Raw genomic sequence first — 18,843 nt, forward strand, 5'->3', positions numbered from 1 at the left:
GGAGGGGTGGGGGTGAGGTGTGCAGGTCGAGAGCTGTGTTTATTTGGAACGAATGTGAATAACGGAGAGGCCGATGATCCCCGTCATTCGTTCGAATCTACAAGACGAGACAGGCGACCAGCCAACTCCTTCATGGTTTCGGTGACTGCACCGGGCCTGCCACGGCTTGTGTACTTGGGCCACCCCCGCATGAACGGCACATGGCTGGAATGTTTCACCAACGCCATGGTCCGGATCCTGCGGACGGTGAGCAACTGAGCACGCGATCACGCAACTGAACAGTCGCCCCGAAACGAAGAGAGAGCCACTCATGGACTTCCTTCGCCCCGCCAGCTGGGAGGACGCTCTCGCCGCCAAGGCCGAGCACCCCACGGCTGTCCCCGTCGCGGGTGGCACCGATGTCATGGTCGAGATCAACTTCGACCGCCGTCGTCCCGAGCACCTTCTGGACCTGGGCCGCATCGGTGAGCTGCGGGAGTGGGAGGTGGGCCAGGACAGTGTGAACCTCGGTGCCTCCGTTCCGTACACCCAGATCATGGAACACCTGCGGGCCGAACTTCCCGGCCTCGCACTCGCCGCCCACACCGTGGGCTCCCCGCAGATCCGCAACCGCGGCTCCGTGGGGGGCAACCTCGGCGCCGCCTCCCCGGCCGGCGACTCGCACCCCGCCCTGCTGTCCGCGGGGGCCGAGGTCGAGGCGCAGTCCGTGCGGGGCACCCGCAGGATTCCGGTCGAGGAGTTCTTCACGGGCGTCAAGCGCAACGCCCTGGAGCCCGACGAGCTGATCCGCGCCGTGCACATCCACAAGGCGGACGGACCGCAGCAGTTCTCCAAGGTCGGCACCCGCAACGCCATGGTCATCGCCGTGTGCGCCTTCGGCATCGCCCTGCACCCCGAGACCCGGACGGTGCGCACGGGCATCGGCTCGGCCGCGCCGACGCCGGTCCGCGCCCGGGCCGCCGAGGACTTCCTGAACGCCGCGCTCGACGAGGGCGGCTTCTGGGAGAGCGGAAGGACCATCACGCCGTCCGTCGCCAAGCGGTTCGCGGAGCTGGCCTCCGGCGCCTGCGACCCCATCGACGACGTGCGCGGCACCGCGGCCTACCGCCGCCACGCGGTCGGCATCATGGCCCGGCGCACGCTCGGCTGGACCTGGGAGCAGTACCGGGGCACCGCCCCCGCCCGCCTGGAAGGAGCTGCCTGATCATGCGCGTCAACTTCACGGTCAACGGTCGTCCGCAGCAGGCCGACGACGTCTGGGAGGGCGAGAGCCTGCTCTACGTCCTGCGCGAGCGCATGGGCCTGCCCGGCTCGAAGAACGCCTGCGAGCAGGGCGAATGCGGTTCCTGCACGGTCCGGCTCGACGGCGTCCCGGTCTGTGCCTGCCTGGTCGCCGCCGGTCAGGCGGAGGGCCGCGAGGTCGTCACCGTCGAGGGCCTCGCCGACTACGCGCAGCACCGGTCGGACGCGCATCCGGGGCAGGCGTGCGGATCGCGGCAGGGCTCCTGCGGTACGCCGCTGGACCCGGCCGGGCGCCGGCAGGCCCGCCCGGCGGACGGGCAGGGCGGCGAACAGGGCGGACTGGCGCCCGTCCAGCAGGCCTTCATCGACGCCGGAGCCGTCCAGTGCGGCTTCTGCACCCCCGGCCTGCTGGTCGCCGCCGACGAGCTGCTGGAGCGCACCCCCTCGCCGTCGGACGCGGACATCCGGGAGGCCCTCTCGGGCAACCTCTGCCGCTGCACCGGCTACGAGAAGATCCTCGACGCGGTCCGCCTCGCGGCCGCCCGCCAGACAAGCCGTACAGCACAAGAAGAAACGGTCTAGCACCATGGGCGTCACCGGCTCACCCACCGACATCCGTCAGGGCGCCGCCAGCAGGACGAAGGGCGGCGACGGCGCATCCGCGCCGCGCCCCGACGGCACCCTGAGCGGCCACCGGCGAGTCCGCGTACCCGTCCGCCGCCCCACCGGGCGGGGCGACGGGCACGTCCGGCACCCCCTCGCCGCCCACCGCGCGGTGGGGGAGGCGGACACCGGACCCGGCCTCGCCGAGGCCGTCGCACTCGCATGCGCACAGGGCGTCGGCGAGGCCCCCGCCCCGTCCTCGGCTCCCGCCGTGCCGGCGGCGATCCGCGCCGCCGCCGGGCTGGAGCCGAACCGGGTCTTAGCACGCCCGGAACACCTGACCGGGACGTGATCCCGGAACCCGACCGGCCCTGACCCACCGTCAGGGCACCCTCGAACTCCCCGGGCGGCGCAGCCTCCACCGGACGTCACCCGTCCACCCGCCCCGCCGCCCGGGGCCCCAAGCCCGCTGTTCAGGCGGCAGTCGCACCGCAGCTCACCACCACGTGCTCACCTCGGACCGTCCTCCGGTCGTGCAGCCCTCGTATCAGTCCCCGAATTCCCATACCGCGCGCGGTGTTTGGGATGCCCCTTTGAACCTTGGGAGACAAGGCACCATGACCCAGCAGTCCACTGAGCCGAAGACGACGGCGGAGGACGCCGGCGCGGGTACGCGCCAGCCCGCCGGCCGCTCCTGGCTCGACCGGTACTTCCACATAACCAAGCGCCAGTCCACCGTCGCCCGGGAGGTGCGCGGCGGCATCACCACCTTCATGGCGATGGCGTACATCCTCCTGCTCAACCCGGTCATCCTCAGCGGGCCGGACGCGAAGGGCGGTGTGCTCGGCAACGCCGCGCTCATCACCGCGACCGCCTTCGCGGCGGCCGTCACCACCCTCCTGATGGGCTTCGTCGGCAAGGTGCCGCTGGCCCTGGCCGCCGGACTCAGCGTCTCCGGCGTGCTCGCCTCGCAGGTCGCCCCCAACATGACCTGGGGACAGGCCATGGCGATGTGCATCATGTACGGCGTCGTGATCATGCTCCTGGTCGTCACGGGCCTCCGCGAGATGATCATGAACGCCATCCCGCTCGCCCTCAAGCACGGCATCACCATGGGCATCGGCCTCTTCATCGCCCTGATCGGCCTGGTCAAGGCCGGTTTCGTGCACCCGGGCAAGGCGACCCCGCTCTCCCTCGGCCCGGCCGGTGAACTGGCGGGCTGGCCCGTCCTGATCTTCGCCGTCACCCTGCTGCTGATCTTCGCCCTCCAGGCCCGCAACATCCCCGGCGCCATCCTGATCGGCATCGTCGTCGGCACGGTCGTCGCCGTCATCGTCAACGCGATCACCCCGACCCCGGCCAAGGGGTGGAGCAACGGCCGCCCGCCCGCGCTCGACGGCGTGGTCTCGATGCCGGACTTCTCGCTCTTCGGCAAGGTCGAGTTCACCGGCTGGGGCGACATCGGCGTCCTGACCGTCGGCATGATCGTCTTCACCCTGGTCCTGGCCGGCTTCTTCGACGCGATGGCCACCATCATCGGCGTCGGCACCGAGGCCAAGCTCGCCGACGACAAGGGCCGCATGCCGGGCCTGTCCAAGGCCCTGTTCGTCGACGGCGCCGGCGGTGCCATCGGCGGTGTCACCGGAGCCTCCGGCCAGACCGTGTTCGTGGAGTCCGCGACGGGCGTCGGGGAGGGTGCCCGCACGGGTCTCTCCGCGGTCGTCACCGGCCTCTTCTTCGCCGCCTGCGTCTTCTTCACGCCGCTCACCGCGATCGTCCCGGCCGAGGTGGCGTCCGCCGCGCTGGTCGTGATCGGCGCGATGATGATGCAGAACGCCCGCCACGTGGACTGGGCCGACCGTGCCACCGCCATCCCGGTGTTCCTCACCGTCGTCCTGATGCCGTTCACGTACACCATCACCACCGGTGTCGCCGCGGGCGTCATCGCCTGGACCGTCATCAAGGTCGCCCAGGGCAAGGCGCGCGAGATCGGCGCCTTCATGTGGGCGCTGTCGGCGATCTTCGTCGTCTACTTCGCCCTGCACCCGATCGAGAAGTGGCTCGGCGTCGGGTGATCGAGACCGGGTACGCCGGGTAAGAAGTACGGTTCCGTGCCTTCCACACATCCGTTCCTCGTCCCTGGACCCCCGAAGGAGACCGCCCGTGCTGGACATCGCCGAAGAGCTGGACCGGTGGATTCGGCAGGGACGGGAGTTCGCGGTCGCGAGCGTCGTGGCCACGAACGGAAGCTCGCCCAGGCAGCCCGGTGCGGCCCTCGCCGTCGACAGTGACGGCGAGGCCGTCGGGTCGGTTTCCGGCGGGTGTGTGGAAGGCTCGGTCTACGAACTGTGCAGGCAGGCCCTGGCCGACGGGGCCTGCCTGGCCGAGCGTTTCGGCTACAGCGACGAGGACGCCTTCGCCGTGGGCCTGACCTGCGGCGGCGTCATCGACGTCCTGGTCACCCCGGTACGGGCCGACTCGCCGCAGCGGGACGTCTTCGCCGCGGCCTGCCGGGCCGCGGCCCGGGGCGCGACGGCCGCCCTCGCCCGGGTGGCACGGGGGCCGGCGGACCTGCTGGGCCGCGCGCTGCTGGTGCGTTCCGACGGGACGTACGAGGGCGGGCTCGGCGGTCCTGGCGCACTCGACCGCACCGCCGTCGCGGAGGCCCGCGCGCTGCTGGACGCGGGACGCACAGCCTCCGTCGAGACCGGCGCCGACGGCTCCCGCTGCGGGGCGCCGGTGACGCTCCTGGTGGAGTCGAGCGTGCCCGCGCCCCGGATGATCGTCTTCGGGGCCATAGATTTCGCGGCGGCACTGGTGAAGGCGGGGAAGTTCCTCGGCCACCACGTGACCGTGTGCGACGCGCGGCCCGTCTTCGCGACCCGGGCGCGGTTCCCGGAGGCGGACGAGGTGGTCGTCGACTGGCCGCACCGCTATCTGGCGGCGACGCGGGACGCGGGCGGCATCGACGCGCGCACGGTCCTGTGCGTGCTGACCCACGACGCGAAGTTCGACGTGCCCCTGCTGGAGCTGGCGCTGCGGCTGCCGGTCGCCTACGTGGGGGCGATGGGGTCCCGCCGCACCCATCTCGACCGCGACGACCGCCTCCGCGCGGTGGGCCTCACGGAACGGGAGCTGGCCCGGCTGCACTCCCCGATCGGGCTCGACCTGGGCGCCCGCACCCCGGAGGAGACGGCCCTGTCGATCGCGGCGGAGATCGTCGCCGCACGGCGCGGCGGCACGGGCGCCTCCCTGACGGGCGCCCACACCCCGATCCACCGGACCCCGGCCCCCCTGCGCCTCACCGGGACGGCATAGGCCCCCGCCCCGGCGCCGGGGCCCCCGGACGGGCCGAAGCCCCCGCTCCGGGCGAGGAGAACACCCCAGGGGCGCGGGGAACCGCGCGACCGGCCACGGCACACCCGCACGGAACCGCTCAGGCCGCCGCGGGGGCGCGCCCTGACACCCCGTCACCCTTCCGGCACCCCCCGGCTCGCCCCCCTCCCCTTCCTGATGCACCATCAGAACGTCGCCCGGCGGCACCCCCAGAACCCTCCTCACTCTTGACGCGCACATGGCCCTGGGCAACTCTCGTGCGGGAACCGCTCCCGCACGCCCTTGCGACCCCGGAGAGCCCCATGCGACCCGAACCGCACGACCGCCCCGTGCCGCACGATCGCACCACCCGGTACGGCGACCACCCCGTGCCCGCCCCGAGCCCTCCCGGCCGACGCCGCCCCCGGCAGCGCGTGATCGCCCTCGCCGCGCTGCCCCCGCTCGCCGCCGGCGTCATCTGGGCCCTCACCTCGGCCCCCGCCTCCGGCGCCCCCGAGCCCGCCGCCGGGCCGCCCGCTCCCGCCCTGGCGGGGAGCCCCCGGCTCTACACCCCACTGGCCAACCCGGACGCGTACAAGCAGGCGCTGAAGCTCCCCGGCAGTGCCGCCGGCGTGCGGGACGCCGCCCGGATCATCCGCATGGTGCGCACCCCGCACGCGGTCTGGTACGGGGACCAGACGCCCGAGGCAGTCGAGAAGGACGCCCGGGCGGTCACCCGGGACGCCGCCGTCGACGGGTCGATGCCCGTGTTCGCGCTCTACAACATCCCCGGCCGGGACTGCTCCAACTACTCCGCGGGCGGCGCGAGCAACACCGCCGAGTACAAGGCCTGGATCGACGGGGTCGCCCGGGGCATCGGCAAGCGCGACGCCGTCGTCGTCCTGGAGCCGGACTCCCTCGCCCTGCTGCCCTCCGAATGCGGCAAGGGCGAGGAGGCGGAGAAGACCGCCGCCCGGTACGAGGAGGTCAACTACGCCGTCCGCAGCCTGGCCGCCCTCCGCAAGACCCGCGTCTACCTGGACACCGGCCACGCGGGCTGGCACGATGTCGCCGGCATCGTTCCCCGGCTCATCAAGGGCGGGATCAAGAACGCCACCGGCTTCTACACCAACGCCTCCAACTACCAGACCGACGAGGCCAACTCCTGGTACGGCAAGCTGATCTCGTCCTGCATCGCCTACGTCGACAAGGGCGGCGACGCGGCGTCCTGCCCCTCGCAGAAGGGCGACAAGGCGGCGGCGCAGGCCTGGCTGGAGAAGAACGTCACCACCCCGCCGTCCCAGATGAAGCACTTCGTGACGGACACCAGCCGCAACGGCAAGGGCGCGTGGACGCCTCCCGCCGGCAAGTACACGGACCCGCAGGACTGGTGCAACCCGCCGGGCCGCGGCCTCGGGGTGCGGCCTACCACGCGCACCGGCGACCCCCTGCACGACGCCAAGCTGTGGATCAAGACGCCGGGCGAGTCCGACGGGCTGTGCCTGCGCGGCACGGCCGGACCCCAGGACCCCGAGCGCGGCACCGTCGATCCCAAGGCCGGTGACTGGTTCGCCCAGCAGGCGCTGGAACTCGTACGGCTGGCGGACCCGCCGCTGCTGCCGGGCGGCCGGGCGGCGGACGGCGAGGAGGAGGCGGACGGCTCCGGAGTGGCCCCGGGCGAGCCCGACCCGGCCGGATAGGAGGGCCCGGGTCCCTGTAGCGTGTGCCGGATGGGAACCGCTGTTCATGTCCCGCAGACCCGGGACATGATCGGGGAGGAACTCTCCGGCGACGAAGCACTGACGGCCCTGCGCCACTACGGCGGCCGCCAGTTGCTGCTCGACGCCTTCACGCGGTTCCGGTACGCCGACGGGTTCAGCAACGCCCGCTCGCTGGGGTACCAGATCGTGCTCGGCATCGTGCCGTTCCTCGTCGCGGTGGTCGGGGCCGCCGCCACCGTGCACAACGAGGCCGTCGGACGGGTCGTCGAGCGCACGCTCGTCGGGATCGTGCCGGGCGACAGCGCCGACCTCGTCGCGGACGCCTTCCGCGAGACCCGGCGCAGTGCCGGCTCCGGGGTGTGGACGGCCGTCGCCATGTGGACCGGGCTGGTCTTCGCACTGGTCAACCTCGCGTCCGCGATGGCCCAGATAGAGCGCGGGGCCAACCGGATCTACGGGATCGAACGGGACCGCCCCTTCGCGCCGAAGTACGGGCGCAGCCTGCTGCTCGCCATGGCGGCCGGGATGCCGCTGGTGCTGGGGTTCCTGGCGCTGGTCGCCGGGGACGCCGTCGGGGACGCCCTGGTGGGCGCGCTCGGGTGGCCGGACGCGTGGCTGGGGTGGTGGCACGCCATGGACATCCCCGTCGGCGTGCTGCTGGCGTGGGTGGCGTCGGCGGTGATCCTGCGGTGGTCGCCGCGCAGGCGGCAACCCGGTTACACCTGGCTGGCGTTCGGGTCTGCGGTGCATCTGGTGCTGTGGGTCGGGGCGACCTGGCTGCTGACGTTCTACGTCTCCAAGAGCGGGTCCTTCGGGGCGCTGTACGGGCCGCTGACGGCCTTCGTGGCACTCCTGCTGTGGGCCAACCTCACCGGCGTCGCCCTCTTCCTCGGCATCGCCTTCGCCGCCCAGTTGGAGGCCGCCCGCGCCGGGATCACCGACCCGGTGCGCCCCGACCCGGGGCAGGGCGGCGAGGGGGACTCGCCGCACCCCACCGACCCGGGGACCGCACAGCCCACCGGGACCGGCCCTACAGGTAGCGCCGGATCGGCGTGACCGACGCCTCCCGCAGGCGCTGCACCGCACCTCGCCGCCGCCACCGGGAGCCCACGATCCGCTCGCTGCGCGTCACGTCCTCGTCGAAGTGCTCGTCGAGCAGCGCCGTGAAGTCCTCGTCCAGGACCGCGAGCATGACCTCCTCGTCGTGGTCCAGCGAGCGGCGGTTGAAGTTCGTCGAACCGGTCAGCGCGGCCACCCCGTCGACCGTGATGACCTTCGCGTGCATCATCGTCGGCTGGAAGTGCCAGATCTTCACACCGCAGGCAGTCAGCTCCTCGTAGTGCTGCTCGCCCGCGAGCTGGCAGACCCGCTTGTCCGTGTACGGGCCTGGCACCAGGATCTCCACCTCGACGCCGCGCCGGGCCGTCGCGCAGAGCAGCTCGATGAAGTACGGGTCGGGCGAGAAGTACGCCGTCGCGAGCCGCACCCGTACCTCCGCCGACTCCAGCACCACCCGCAGCAGGGTCTGCATGTCCTGCCAGCCGAAGCTGGCCGAGCCGCGCACCACCTGCACCACCGCGTCGCCCTGGCGGGTGTGCTCCACGAACCGGTCGTGCTCGTCGAAGAGCTCGTCGGCGCACTCCGCCCAGTTCTGCGCGAAGGCCGCCGCTATGCCGTCGACCGCCGGGCCGCGGACCTCGACGTGGGTGTCGCGCCACTCGTTCGGGTTGCGGGCGTCGCCGCACCACTCCTCGGCGATGCCGACCCCGCCGGTGAACGCGACCTGCTCGTCCACGACCAGCGCCTTGCGGTGGCAGCGGTGGTTCTGCTTGAGCGGCGAGAGCCACAGCGGCTTGCGGAACCACGCGACGCGCACGCCCGCCGCGTCCATCTCCGTCAGGAGCTCCTTGTCGATGAGCCGGCTGCCGAACCCGTCGAGCAGCAGCCGCACCCGTACGCCCGCCCGGGCCCGCGCGGACAGCGCCAGCGCGAAGTCCCGCGCGATGTCGCCCTTCCAGTAGACGAACGTCATCATGTCGATCGTGTGCTCGGCGTCCTCGATGGCCTTGAGCATCGCCGGGAAGATCTCGTCGCCGTTGCGCAGCGCGGTGAGGCGGTTGCCCTCGGTGGCCGCGATGCCGATCAGCCGCTCCAGGCGACGGCGCAGGCGCTGCTTGCGGGCGGCGTCGTCGTCGCCGGGGGCGGTGGCCTGGGCGGGTATCAGCTCAGCGGTCATGACAAGCGTGCTCCTGAGGGGGAAGACGAAAGGGGGCGGAGGCGGCGGACGGAGGGCTCAGCGGACCTCGATGCCGATCAGGCAGGTGTCGTCGTCGGTGTCCGAGCGGCTGTGGGTCAGCAGCCGGTCCAGGTGCTTCTCCAGCTCCGGCGGGGCGGTGCCCGCCAGCGCGAGCAACTGCTCCAGGGACTCCTGGACCGTGCGGTCGCGCCGCTCGATGAGCCCGTCTGTGTACATCAGCAGCCGGTCGCCCGGCTCCAGTACGAGTTCGTTCTCCGAGTACGGAGCCTCGCCCACCGCACCGAGCAGTATGCCCGGCGGCATCGGCAGCGCCGCCGCCGCCCCGTCGCGCACCAGCACCGGCGGCGGGTGGCCGGCCCGCGCCCAGCGCAGCAGCCGGGTCTCCGGGTCGTACACGCCGCAGATCGCGGTGGCGGTGACCTGCTCGGTGAGGTGGTGGGCCACCGAGTTCAGCCAGCCCAGCAACTGGGCCGGGCCCGAACCGGTCGCGGCGAGGCCGCGCAGCGCGTTGCGCAGGACGACCATGCCGGTCGCGGCGTCGATGCCGTGGCCCGCGATGTCGCCCACGGCCAGCAGGACCTTGCCGTTCGGCAGCGCCACCGCGTCGTACCAGTCACCGCCGACCAGGTGCTCCTCCTCGGCGGGCCGGTAGCGCACCGCCACCAGCAGCCCCGAGGTCTCCACCGCGTCACGGGTCGGCGGCATGATCGCCTGCTGGAGCTGGAGGGCCAGCTTGTTGCGGGCCGCCGACTGCTCCTCGGAGTCCGCGAGCCGGTCCCGGGTCGCGGCGAGCGCCACCTCGGTCCAGTGCTGCGAGGAGACGTCCTGGTAGGCGCCCCGGATGGAGAGGATGTTGCCCGCCGGGTCGGTGACGGGTTCCGCGACGATACGGATGTGCCGCATCACCCCGTCGGCACGGCGCAGCCGGAAGGCCGTCGACGCCGAGTGGCGGTGGTGCAGCAGGGTGCGCAGGAAGCGGCCGATGGCCACCGAGTCGTCGTCGTGCGCGTGGTGGTGCAGCCGCTCCAGCGGCACGGGCGAGGAGGTGGGCGGCAGCCCGAACAGGGTGAAGAGCTGGCCGTTCCACAGGATGTCACCGGTGACGGCGTTCTCCTCGAACCCGCCGATGCGGCCCAGGCGTTGGGCGTGCTGGAGCAGGGAGGCGAGCCGGGAGGCCTCGTCCTCCAGCCGCCAGCTCAGCAGCACGCTGTCCCCGTACCGGCCGACGCCCACCGAGGCCACCGACACCAACGGGACCTCGTCCACCTGGGAGTTGAGCGTCATCCGCCCGGCCCGGAACGGCTCGCCCGTCGCGTGCACCCGCAACAGGTGCTCGTACAGGCCGCCCTGATGGGCGCTCAGCGGATACGCCTCCAGCCAGCGCATCCCCGTCAGTACGGCCCGGGAGCGGCCCGCGAGGTCGGCGAAGCGCTCGTTGGCGTACGCGATGTGGAAGTCGACCACCTCGTTGCGGTCGTCCAGCAGCGGCAGCAGCACGAGCGCAGGGTCCAGGAGGCCGTCGGCGAGGTCGGCGAGCGGGCCCGCCTGCTCGTCCGGCGGGAATCCGGCCGAGACGGCCGACACGTCGGTGCCCGGCAGGGTGTGCGCGCACAGGTCGGCCAGCGCGTCGAGCTGCCGGGTGGCCGCGGACGTCAGCGGCGGCTGCGGCTGCGGCCAGCACACCTCCAGTACGCCCAGGATGCGGCCGCCCACCTCGGCGGGCAGGATGCTGCGCGCGCCGTCGGTGCCGTGCCGCAGGCCGATGCCGGGGACACCGGCGGGCAGCGTTCCGTACCAGCGCGGACGGCGCTCGGTGAGCACCTGCTGCGACCAGGTCCCCACGCCCGGGGGAACGTATCGCCAGCGCTCGGCCTCGCCGCGCGAGAAGCCCGCGTGTCCGGCCAGTATCAGCGCGCCGTCCCGCCCGGCGGCCCACAGCGCCAGCGCGCTCGCCCCCAGCGGCGCGAGCGCCTGCTCGAACAGGGACTGCACGGCGGTCTGCGCGTCGCCGGTCATCGACCCGGTCTCGGCGGCCCGCAGCCGCAGCACCGTGCCGGGCTTGGCGCCGGTGTCCCGGGCGGACGGCGACGGGTACGCGGACGCCGGGAGCGCGTCCGCCACGTGGTCCCCGGCGGCCCCGTTCACGATGTCGGCGGCGAGCTCCAGCAGGGGCACGCGGGCGGACTCGGCGAGGTGCTCCAGGTGCAGGGCGGACTCCGCCGGGCCCCCCTGTCCGCGCTCGACCAGGATGCCGGTGGCGATGCCGATCAACGCCCGTGCGTCGGCCGACTCCTGAGCGAGCGTCAGGTCCCGCCGCAACTGCTCGATGGTGGACGCGAGGGCGTCCAGCGGCCGGGGCGGGGGATGCGCGCCACGGGCTGACGGGAAGGGGGCGGGGTCACCTGCGCCGTCGAAGGGCTCCCCGACGGGAGGGAACCCGGACTCCGGTCGTGCCCCGTGCGCCGCGACACCGGCGAGGAAGCCGGCGCCGGGGACGAGGTCCAGGCCGTAGGGCGGATGGCTGGCGAGGAAACCCGCCCCGGGCAGGTCGGCGGGGTCGCCGACGGCGGCCGGGCGGCCGGGGGGCGTGCCCGGGGCCGCCCCGGAGCCGGGAGGCGTTCCGGGAACCGCCGCCCCGGCCGGGCCGTCGGGGGGCGTGCCTGCTCCGGCCGCCCCCGAGTGCCCGCTCTCCTCGCCGGACCGAGGCTCCGCGGGGAGGCGGGGGGCCCCGGCGGCGGCGTCCGCCGCCGGGACCGGACCGGCCGGACCGGGCTCCGTCGCCGGGTGCCCGTCCTCCCCGTCCGCCGGGGCGGGGATCCCGTCCGGCGCGCCGGGGGTGTGCGCGGCGTCCGCCGGGAGCGCCGCGTCCTGGCCGCACGCGGGCTGTTCCCCGCTCATCGGGCGAGCCACGTGCGCATGCGGGACACCAGGTCGCCGGCGTCCACCGGCTTCGTGATGTAGTCGCTTGCGCCCGCCGCCAGGCACTTGTCCCGGTCGCCCTCCATGGCCTTCGCGGTCACCGCGATGATCGGCAGGTCCGCGTGCTCCGGCATGGCCCGGATCGCCGCGGTCGCCGCGTACCCGTCCATCTCCGGCATCATCACGTCCATCAGGATGAGCTCCACCCCGCCGTGCAGGGCGAGCACCTCAAGACCCTTGCGGCCGTTGTCGGCGTGCAGGACGCGCATGCCGTGCAGTTCGAGGATGCCGGTCAGCGCGTACACGTTGCGGGCGTCGTCGTCGACCACCAGCACGACCCGGCCGGACAGATCCAGACCGCCGTCCGGTGCCGGCTCCGCCTGACGCGGCACCTCGGCGGGCAGGACCGCGGGACGCACCAGCGGCAGCACGTCCGCGGGGCGCTCCGCCGTCAGGTGCAGGGCGATGCGCTCCCGCAACTCGTCGAGGCTGGGCAGGAGTTCGAGCGGCTTGGAACGCGACCACTCCAGGATCTGGCGCTCGTGCGACGCCTCCAGCGGCCGGGTGTGGTGCGCGAGCACGGGGACCTGGCGCAGCGCCGGATCGCCGTCCAGCGCGGCCAGCAGCCGCATCGCGGAGCCGTCGGGCATGTCCAGGCCGATGACGACGCAGTGGCACGGGTCGGAGGCCAGGGCGGCCGCCGCCTCCTCCGGGCCGACCGCGGTACGCACGTGCACCGGACCCCGTGCGTCGGGCAGCGACCCGTCGCCCAGCTCCGAGACCGCGCTCTCCGCGACCAGCGACAGCAGCCCGCGCGGCCGGTCCTCTATCACCAGCAGCCTGCGCTGCTGGGCGGGCACGGCGGGGGAGGGCACGCCCGGCGACGCGGTCTCCCGCTCCTTGTCCGCCGGGTCGGCGTACGCGCTGGGCGACTCGAAGCGGGCGACGGGGATGTACAGGGTGAAGGTCGAGCCCTCGCCGGGCGCGCTGCTGACCTGGATCGCGCCGCCGAGCAGGTGCGCCATCTCGCGGCTGATGGACAGGCCCAGGCCCGTACCGCCGTACTTGCGGCTCGTCGTGCCGTCCGCCTGCTGGAACGCCCCGAAGATCGCTTCGAGCTGCTGCTCGGCGATGCCGATGCCGGTGTCCATCACGCGGAACGCGACCGCCGGGCCGTGCGGACGCACCAGCGGCGGCAGGTCCGCGCCGACCGCCGGGTCGATGCGCAGCTCCACCGCGCCCGCCTCGGTGAACTTCACCGCGTTGGACAGCAGGTTGCGCAGCACCTGACGCAGCCGGGAGTCGTCCGTGACCAGCTCGGCCGGGGCGCCCGGCGCGACGCTGATCCGGAAGTCCAGGCCCTTCTGCGCGGTCATCGGCCGGAAGGTGGCCTCCACGTAGTCGAGCAGCTTGCGCAGCCCGACCGGCTCCGGGTTGACGTCCATCTTGCCCGCCTCGACCTTCGACAGGTCGAGGATGTCGTTGATCAACTGGAGCAGGTCGGAGCCCGCCGAGTGGATGACGCCCGCGTACTCGACCTGCTTGGCCGAGAGGTTGCGGGTCGGGTTCTGGGCGAGCAACTGGGCCAGGATCAAGAGGGAGTTGAGCGGGGTGCGCAGCTCGTGGCTCATGTTCGCCAGGAACTCCGACTTGTACTTCGAGGCGATGGAGAGCTGCTGCGCGCGGTCCTCCAGTTCCTGCCGCGCCTGCTCGATCTCCAGGTTCTTGGCCTCGATGTCCCGGTTCTGGGACGCCAGGAGGGCCGCCTTCTCCTCCAGTTCGGCGTTGGAGTGCTGCAACTCCTCCTGCTGCGACTGGAGTTCCTCCGAACGCGACTGCAACTCGGCCGCCAGCCGCTGCGACTCGCCGAGCAGCTCGTCGGTGCGGGCGTTGGCGACGATCGTGTTGACGTTGACGCCGACCGTCTCCATCAACTGCTCCAGGAAGTCCCGGTGCACGGGAGTGAACCCGCCCACCGAGGCCAGCTCGATCACCCCGAGCACCTGGCCCTCGACGGCGATCGGCAGCACCAGCAGGCTGCGCGCGTCCGCCGACCCGAGGCCGGACGACACGGTGACGTACCCCGACGGCAGCTCGTCCACGGCGATCGTGCGGCGGCTGCGGGCCACCTGCCCGACCAGCGACTGGCCCAGCTCGAAGCGGACCGGACGGTCCTGGGAGCTCATGAAGTGCCCGTACCAGCCGATGAGTTCGAGCTCGGGATGGCGGCCGGTGTCGTGCGCCAGGTAGAAGGCGCCGTACTGCGCGCCGACCAGCGGCGTCAGCTCGTCCATGATCAGCTCGGCGACGACGGTCAGGTCGCGCTGCCCCTGCATCAGGCCGGAGATCCGGGCCAGGTTGGTCTTGAGCCAGTCCTGCTCCTGGTTGGCGCGGGTGGTCTCGCGCAGGGACTCCACCATCGAGTTGATGTTGTCCTTGAGCTCGGACACCTCGCCGGACGCGTCCACCGTGATGGAGCGGGTCAGGTCGCCCTCGGCGACGGCGCTGGTGACCTCGGCGATGGCGCGCACCTGCCGGGTGAGGTTCCCGGCCAGCTCGTTGACGTTCTCGGTGAGGCGCTTCCACGTCCCGGAGACGCCCTCCACCTCGGCCTGGCCGCCGAGGCGGCCCTCGGAGCCCACCTCGCGGGCCACCCGGGTGACTTCGGCGGCGAAGGAGGAGAGCTGGTCGACCATGGTGTTGATGGTGGTCTTGAGCTCCAGGATCTCGCCCCGGGCGTCCACGTCGATCTTGCGGGTGAGGTCGCCCTGGGCGACGGCGGTGGTCACCTGGGCGATGTTGCGGACCTGCCCGGTGAGGTTGTTCGCCATCGAGTTGACGTTGTCGGTGAGGTCCTTCCAGGTGCCCGCCACGTGCGGCACGTGGGCCTGGCCGCCGAGGATGCCCTCGGTGCCGACCTCGCGGGCGACGCGGGTGACCTCGTCGGCGAAGGCCGACAGGGTCGTGACCATGGTGTTGATCACACCCGCGAGCGCGGCGACCTCGCCCTTCGCCTCGACGTTGATCTTCTGCGAGAGGTCGCCCTTGGCCACGGCGGTCGCGACCTGCGCGATCGAGCGCACCTGGCCGGTCAGGTTGGACGCCATCACGTTGACGTTGTCGGTGAGGTCCTTCCAGGTGCCGGAGACGCCGCGCACGGTCGCCTGGCCGCCCAGGTTGCCCTCGGTGCCGACCTCGCGGGCGACGCGGGTGACCTCGTCGGCGAAGGCCGAGAGCTGGTCGACCATCGTGTTGATGGTCTCCTTCAGCTCCAGGATCTCGCCGCGGGCGTCGACCCGGATCTTCTGCGAGAGGTCGCCCTTGGCCACGGCGGTGGTGACCTGGGCGATGTTGCGCACCTGGGAGGTCAGGTTGTTCGCCATGACGTTGACGGACTCGGTGAGGTCCTTCCAGGTGCCCGAGACGCCCTGCACGTCGGCCTGGCCGCCGAGCCGCCCCTCGGTGCCGACCTCGCGGGCGACGCGGGTGACCTCGTCGGCGAAGGAGGAGAGCTGGTCGACCATCGTGTTGATGGTGTTCTTGAGCTCGTGGATCTCGCCCTGCGCGTCCACGTCGATCTTGCGGGTCAGGTCGCCCTTGGCCACGGCGGTGGCGACCTGGGCGATGTCCCGCACCTGGGTGGTGAGGTTGCCCGCCATCGCGTTGACGGAGTCGGTGAGGTCCTTCCAGGTGCCGTCCACGCCCGGCACCTCGGCCTGGCCGCCGAGCCGGCCGTCGGTGCCGACCTCGCGGGCGACGCGGGTCACCTCGGAGGTGAAGAGCGAGAGCTGGTCGACCATGCCGTTGAAGACCTGCGCGATCTCGCCCAGGAGGCCGTCGCGGTCGTCGGGCAGCCGGGTGCCGAAGTCTCCGTCGCGCACGGCGGTCAGCCCGGCCAGCAACTGGCGCAGCTCGGGCTCGCCGACGGAGCCGTCGGAGTGCGGGGAGTGCCCGTTGGGGAGGACCGGCACGGGGACGGTGGTGACCCCGGCCGTCTTCGCCTTCGCGGGGGTGCGGCGGGCGGCCCGGGGCTTGGCGGAGGCGGTGCCGGTGCCGGGCTCGGTTCCCGTGCCGGTACGGCTGCGCGTGGTCTTGGCGCGGGGCGCACGGGGGGCCGGGGAGACGCCCGTGAGGGAGGAGTCACCGACGCCGGACGCGGCGGGGCCCGCGCTGCCGGCGCGGGACGTCGTACGCGTGGCACCGGACGCCGTGTCGACCGCGCCGGACGTCGCTCCGGCCATGTCGGGCGTCGCTCCGACCGCGTCGGGCGCTGTGCCGCTCGTCGCGTCCGCGGCGCCGTCGGCCGTGCCCGACGGGGGCGCTTGCGCGCCCGCGAGCTGCGACGCGGCGTCCACCCCGTCCGCCGTCGCGGCGGCGTCGGGACGTCCGCCCGTTTCGGAACCCGTTGTTCCCATGGTCTGACCCACCCCTTTGTGACGTGCTCTGTACCAGCCCGCGCAGGGGGCGGCACCAGTACGACCAGCTCACTTCCGAACGGGCGTTCCGTGGGTCATGGTGCCACAGTTGCCATACGACAATTTTTGCCGTTCCCCTGCTCGTCATTCCGCGCCCACACGGGTCGGACGGCGAGCGAGGGCGCGCGTGAGCTCATAGCTGCCGCTCGAAAGGGTATGCGTTCGATTGCATGCTCGATACGGGCGGGCACGGTGCGCGGCAGCGGGTCAGGCGCGAGGAGGGTCGGGACATGCCAGAGGCGGAGACCGGACAGCGGGAGGACCGCCCCAGGGGCGCCTCCGACGAGGAGCGGGCCGGGGGTTCCCGGGGCCGCTCCGAGGACGGGGCCGAGCGGGCGGAGCGGGCTGAGCGCCCGCCTGGCCGCTCCGGGGACCAGGACGAGCGGGACGCCCGCCCGCGGGGCCGCTCCGAGAGCGAGGACGAGCGCGCCGACCGGCAGTGGTCGGAGCTGGTCCAGGAGATCCGGGTGGCCCAGACCGGGGTGCAGATCCTCTTCGGCTTCCTGCTCACGGTGGTGTTCACGCCGATCTTCCAGGACATCTCCGAGACCGACAAGAACATCTACATCCTCACGGTGATCCTCGGCTCGACCGCCACCGGCGCACTCATCGGCCCGGTCTCCTTCCACCGGATCGTCTCGGGCCGCCGGATCAAGCACAAGGCCGTCACCTGGGCGTCCCGGCTCACCTTCCTCGGCCTGGTCCTGCTGCTGGCCACCCTGTGCTCGGCGCTGCTGCTGGTGATGCGGGTGGTCACGCACGACTCGTTCGCGCCGTGGCTCGTCGCAGGGGTGTTCGCCTGGTACCTGCTGTGCTGGTTCGTGCTGCCGTTCTGGGCGCGCTGGAAGCACACGGACTGAAGCGGGCCCCCACGGCGTGCGCCCGGACGGGGGGCGGGCCCGGAAGCCCCCGCCGCACTCCGGAAGTTCACTCTGTCGGATGACCCGCGGCGCGGCGGCACGGGGTTGACCCAGTGGTCCGGACCGGTCGGAGGGCGAGCGGCATCCGCACCCGGGCCCGGCCCCGCTCCCGCCCGCCCGGCCCGTCCGGCACCGGGCCGCACCCCGGATCTCGTACGAGAAGCGGACGCGGAAGGCGAGCGGGTCCCAGGGCGTCCGATGCGGGACCTTCGGCCCCCGGAGGCGGTGCGGCGGGCCTCCTGCCGTGAGGGACCGGCCGGTCGAACCCCGGCCGTGCCCGGTCTCCCGGAGGTACGAGGAAGAATGCGCCGCACCGTCACGTCCGCCGTCCGCACACCCGTCGTGGCGGCGGCGCTCGCCCTCGCCGCCACGGCCTGCGCGGGGGAGGGGAGCCGGGCCCTCACCTCCACGGACCGGGTGCCGGTCGCCGACGTCGAGCCCAAGGCCCCCGCCGCCACCCCCGCGCCCGGCGCGGAACCCGCCCCGCCCGCCGAGAGGCCGGCCGCGCCGCGCCGCACGGCCGCCCCCCGGATCGCCCCGCTGGACGGCAGCACGGTCGGCGTCGGCCAGCCGCTCGCCCTGGTCTTCCCGGGCCAGAAGGTCGACGCGTCGCTCCGCGCGGGCATCGAGGGCGCCCTTGAGGTCACCGCCTCCACCCCGCTCACCGGCGCCTGGCACTGGACGGAGTCCAAGGGCGACACCCTGGTCCACTTCCGCCCCCAGCACTACTGGCCCGCCCGCACCAGGGCGACGCTCGACGCCCGGCTGTCCCACGTGAAGCTCGCCGACGGCACCGCGGTCGACCGCTACCGCAGGCTCTCCTTCACCACCGGCGACTCGATGATCAGCAGGTCGACCTGGCCGCCCACACCATGACCGTGGTCCGCGACGGCCGGACGCTGCGGACCATCCCCGTCAGCGGCGGCGAGAAGCGCTTCAAGACCCGCGAGGGCATCAAGACGATCCTCTCCAAGGACGGCCGCGTCCTCATGGACTCGCGCACCATCGGCATCCCGCGCGACAGCCCGGACGGCTACTACGCCCCGTACGACTGGAGCATGCGCGAGACGGCCAGCGGCGAGTACCTCCACGCCGCCCCCGACAACGCGGAGTCCTTCGGCAAGGAGGACGTCAGCCACGGCTGCATCGGCATGTCGGAGGCCGACGCCAAGTGGCTGTACGGCCTCAGCCGCGTCGGCGACGTCATCGAGGCCACCGGAACGACCGGCAAGCCGATGGACCACTTCGGCAACGGCTACGGCTTCGGCAACGGCTACGGCGACTGGAACCTCTCCTGGTCCGACTGGCCGGCGGGCAGCGCACTGGGCGAACGCCCCGCGGTCTGACCGAAATCGTCTGTGAGGCGCCTGCCGCGGACCTAACGTCTCTCC

Annotated in this window: 13 protein-coding genes; 10 read left to right on the plus strand and 3 right to left on the minus strand. The window is 73.0% G+C overall.

Annotated features, from left to right (window positions below; genetic code table 11):
* Window positions 1-310: 310 nt before the first annotated feature.
* The 7 genes from ACZ56L_RS01825 to ACZ56L_RS01855 all read left to right on the plus strand — a co-directional run bounded on the left by ACZ56L_RS01825 (window position 311) and on the right by ACZ56L_RS01855 (window position 7,937).
* Window positions 311-1,204: an FAD binding domain-containing protein gene (locus ACZ56L_RS01825; protein ID WP_380836595.1), complete on the plus strand. Its 894-nt coding sequence runs from the start codon at window positions 311-313 to the stop codon at window positions 1,202-1,204.
* A 2-nt stretch (window positions 1,205-1,206) separates the two neighbouring features.
* A complete protein-coding gene (locus ACZ56L_RS01830) occupies window positions 1,207-1,824 on the plus strand; it encodes a (2Fe-2S)-binding protein (RefSeq protein ID WP_345217878.1) in 618 nt (205 codons plus the stop codon).
* Between the two features lie 4 nt (window positions 1,825-1,828).
* A complete protein-coding gene (locus tag ACZ56L_RS01835; protein ID WP_401758695.1) occupies window positions 1,829-2,197 on the plus strand; it encodes a hypothetical protein in 369 nt (122 codons plus the stop codon).
* A gap of 265 nt (window positions 2,198-2,462) precedes the next feature.
* Complete coding sequence (locus ACZ56L_RS01840; protein WP_345217880.1) at window positions 2,463-3,920, plus strand: NCS2 family permease; 1,458 nt, start codon at window positions 2,463-2,465, stop codon at window positions 3,918-3,920.
* Window positions 3,921-4,008: 88 nt separating this feature from the next.
* Window positions 4,009-5,163: an XdhC family protein gene (locus ACZ56L_RS01845; protein ID WP_471060440.1), complete on the plus strand. Its 1,155-nt coding sequence runs from the start codon at window positions 4,009-4,011 to the stop codon at window positions 5,161-5,163.
* Between the two features lie 320 nt (window positions 5,164-5,483).
* On the plus strand, window positions 5,484-6,860 hold the full coding sequence (locus tag ACZ56L_RS01850) for a glycoside hydrolase family 6 protein (RefSeq protein ID WP_345217884.1): 1,377 nt from the start codon (window positions 5,484-5,486) through the stop codon (window positions 6,858-6,860).
* A gap of 30 nt (window positions 6,861-6,890) precedes the next feature.
* Window positions 6,891-7,937 carry a YihY/virulence factor BrkB family protein gene (locus ACZ56L_RS01855; protein ID WP_471060443.1) on the plus strand — a complete coding sequence of 349 codons (1,047 nt, stop codon included), beginning with the start codon at window positions 6,891-6,893 and terminating at the stop codon, window positions 7,935-7,937.
* Here ACZ56L_RS01855 and ACZ56L_RS01860 read toward each other — a convergent pair.
* Genes ACZ56L_RS01860 through ACZ56L_RS01870 form a run of 3 tightly spaced genes read right to left on the minus strand, consistent with a single transcriptional unit; the run spans window position 7,912 to window position 16,472 of the window.
* A complete protein-coding gene (locus ACZ56L_RS01860) occupies window positions 7,912-9,117 on the minus strand; it encodes a phospholipase D-like domain-containing protein (RefSeq protein WP_401758707.1) in 1,206 nt (401 codons plus the stop codon). The genes ACZ56L_RS01855 and ACZ56L_RS01860 overlap by 26 nt on opposite strands.
* Window positions 9,118-9,174: 57 nt before the next feature.
* Window positions 9,175-12,036, minus strand: a complete 2,862-nt coding sequence (locus tag ACZ56L_RS01865; RefSeq protein ID WP_471060446.1) for a SpoIIE family protein phosphatase — start codon at window positions 12,034-12,036, stop codon at window positions 9,175-9,177.
* Window positions 12,033-16,472 carry a HAMP domain-containing protein gene (locus ACZ56L_RS01870; protein ID WP_471060449.1) on the minus strand — a complete coding sequence of 1,480 codons (4,440 nt, stop codon included), beginning with the start codon at window positions 16,470-16,472 and terminating at the stop codon, window positions 12,033-12,035. Before ACZ56L_RS01870 ends, ACZ56L_RS01865 begins: the two co-directional genes overlap by 4 nt.
* Window positions 16,473-16,762: 290 nt before the next feature.
* Between ACZ56L_RS01870 and ACZ56L_RS01875 the strand changes: the two genes are divergently transcribed.
* The 3 genes from ACZ56L_RS01875 to ACZ56L_RS01885 all read left to right on the plus strand — a co-directional run bounded on the left by ACZ56L_RS01875 (window position 16,763) and on the right by ACZ56L_RS01885 (window position 18,798).
* Window positions 16,763-17,392 carry a DUF6328 family protein gene (locus ACZ56L_RS01875; protein WP_468683081.1) on the plus strand — a complete coding sequence of 210 codons (630 nt, stop codon included), beginning with the start codon at window positions 16,763-16,765 and terminating at the stop codon, window positions 17,390-17,392.
* A gap of 363 nt (window positions 17,393-17,755) precedes the next feature.
* Window positions 17,756-18,328: an Ig-like domain-containing protein gene (locus ACZ56L_RS01880; protein ID WP_471060452.1), complete on the plus strand. Its 573-nt coding sequence runs from the start codon at window positions 17,756-17,758 to the stop codon at window positions 18,326-18,328.
* The gene (locus tag ACZ56L_RS01885; protein ID WP_471060455.1) at window positions 18,325-18,798 is read left to right on the plus strand and encodes a L,D-transpeptidase; all 474 of its coding nucleotides are present in this window, start codon (window positions 18,325-18,327) and stop codon (window positions 18,796-18,798) included. Before ACZ56L_RS01880 ends, ACZ56L_RS01885 begins: the two co-directional genes overlap by 4 nt.
* The last annotated feature ends 45 nt before the right edge of the window (window positions 18,799-18,843 follow it).

This window comes from Streptomyces sp. NPDC039736 (genome assembly GCF_055596485.1).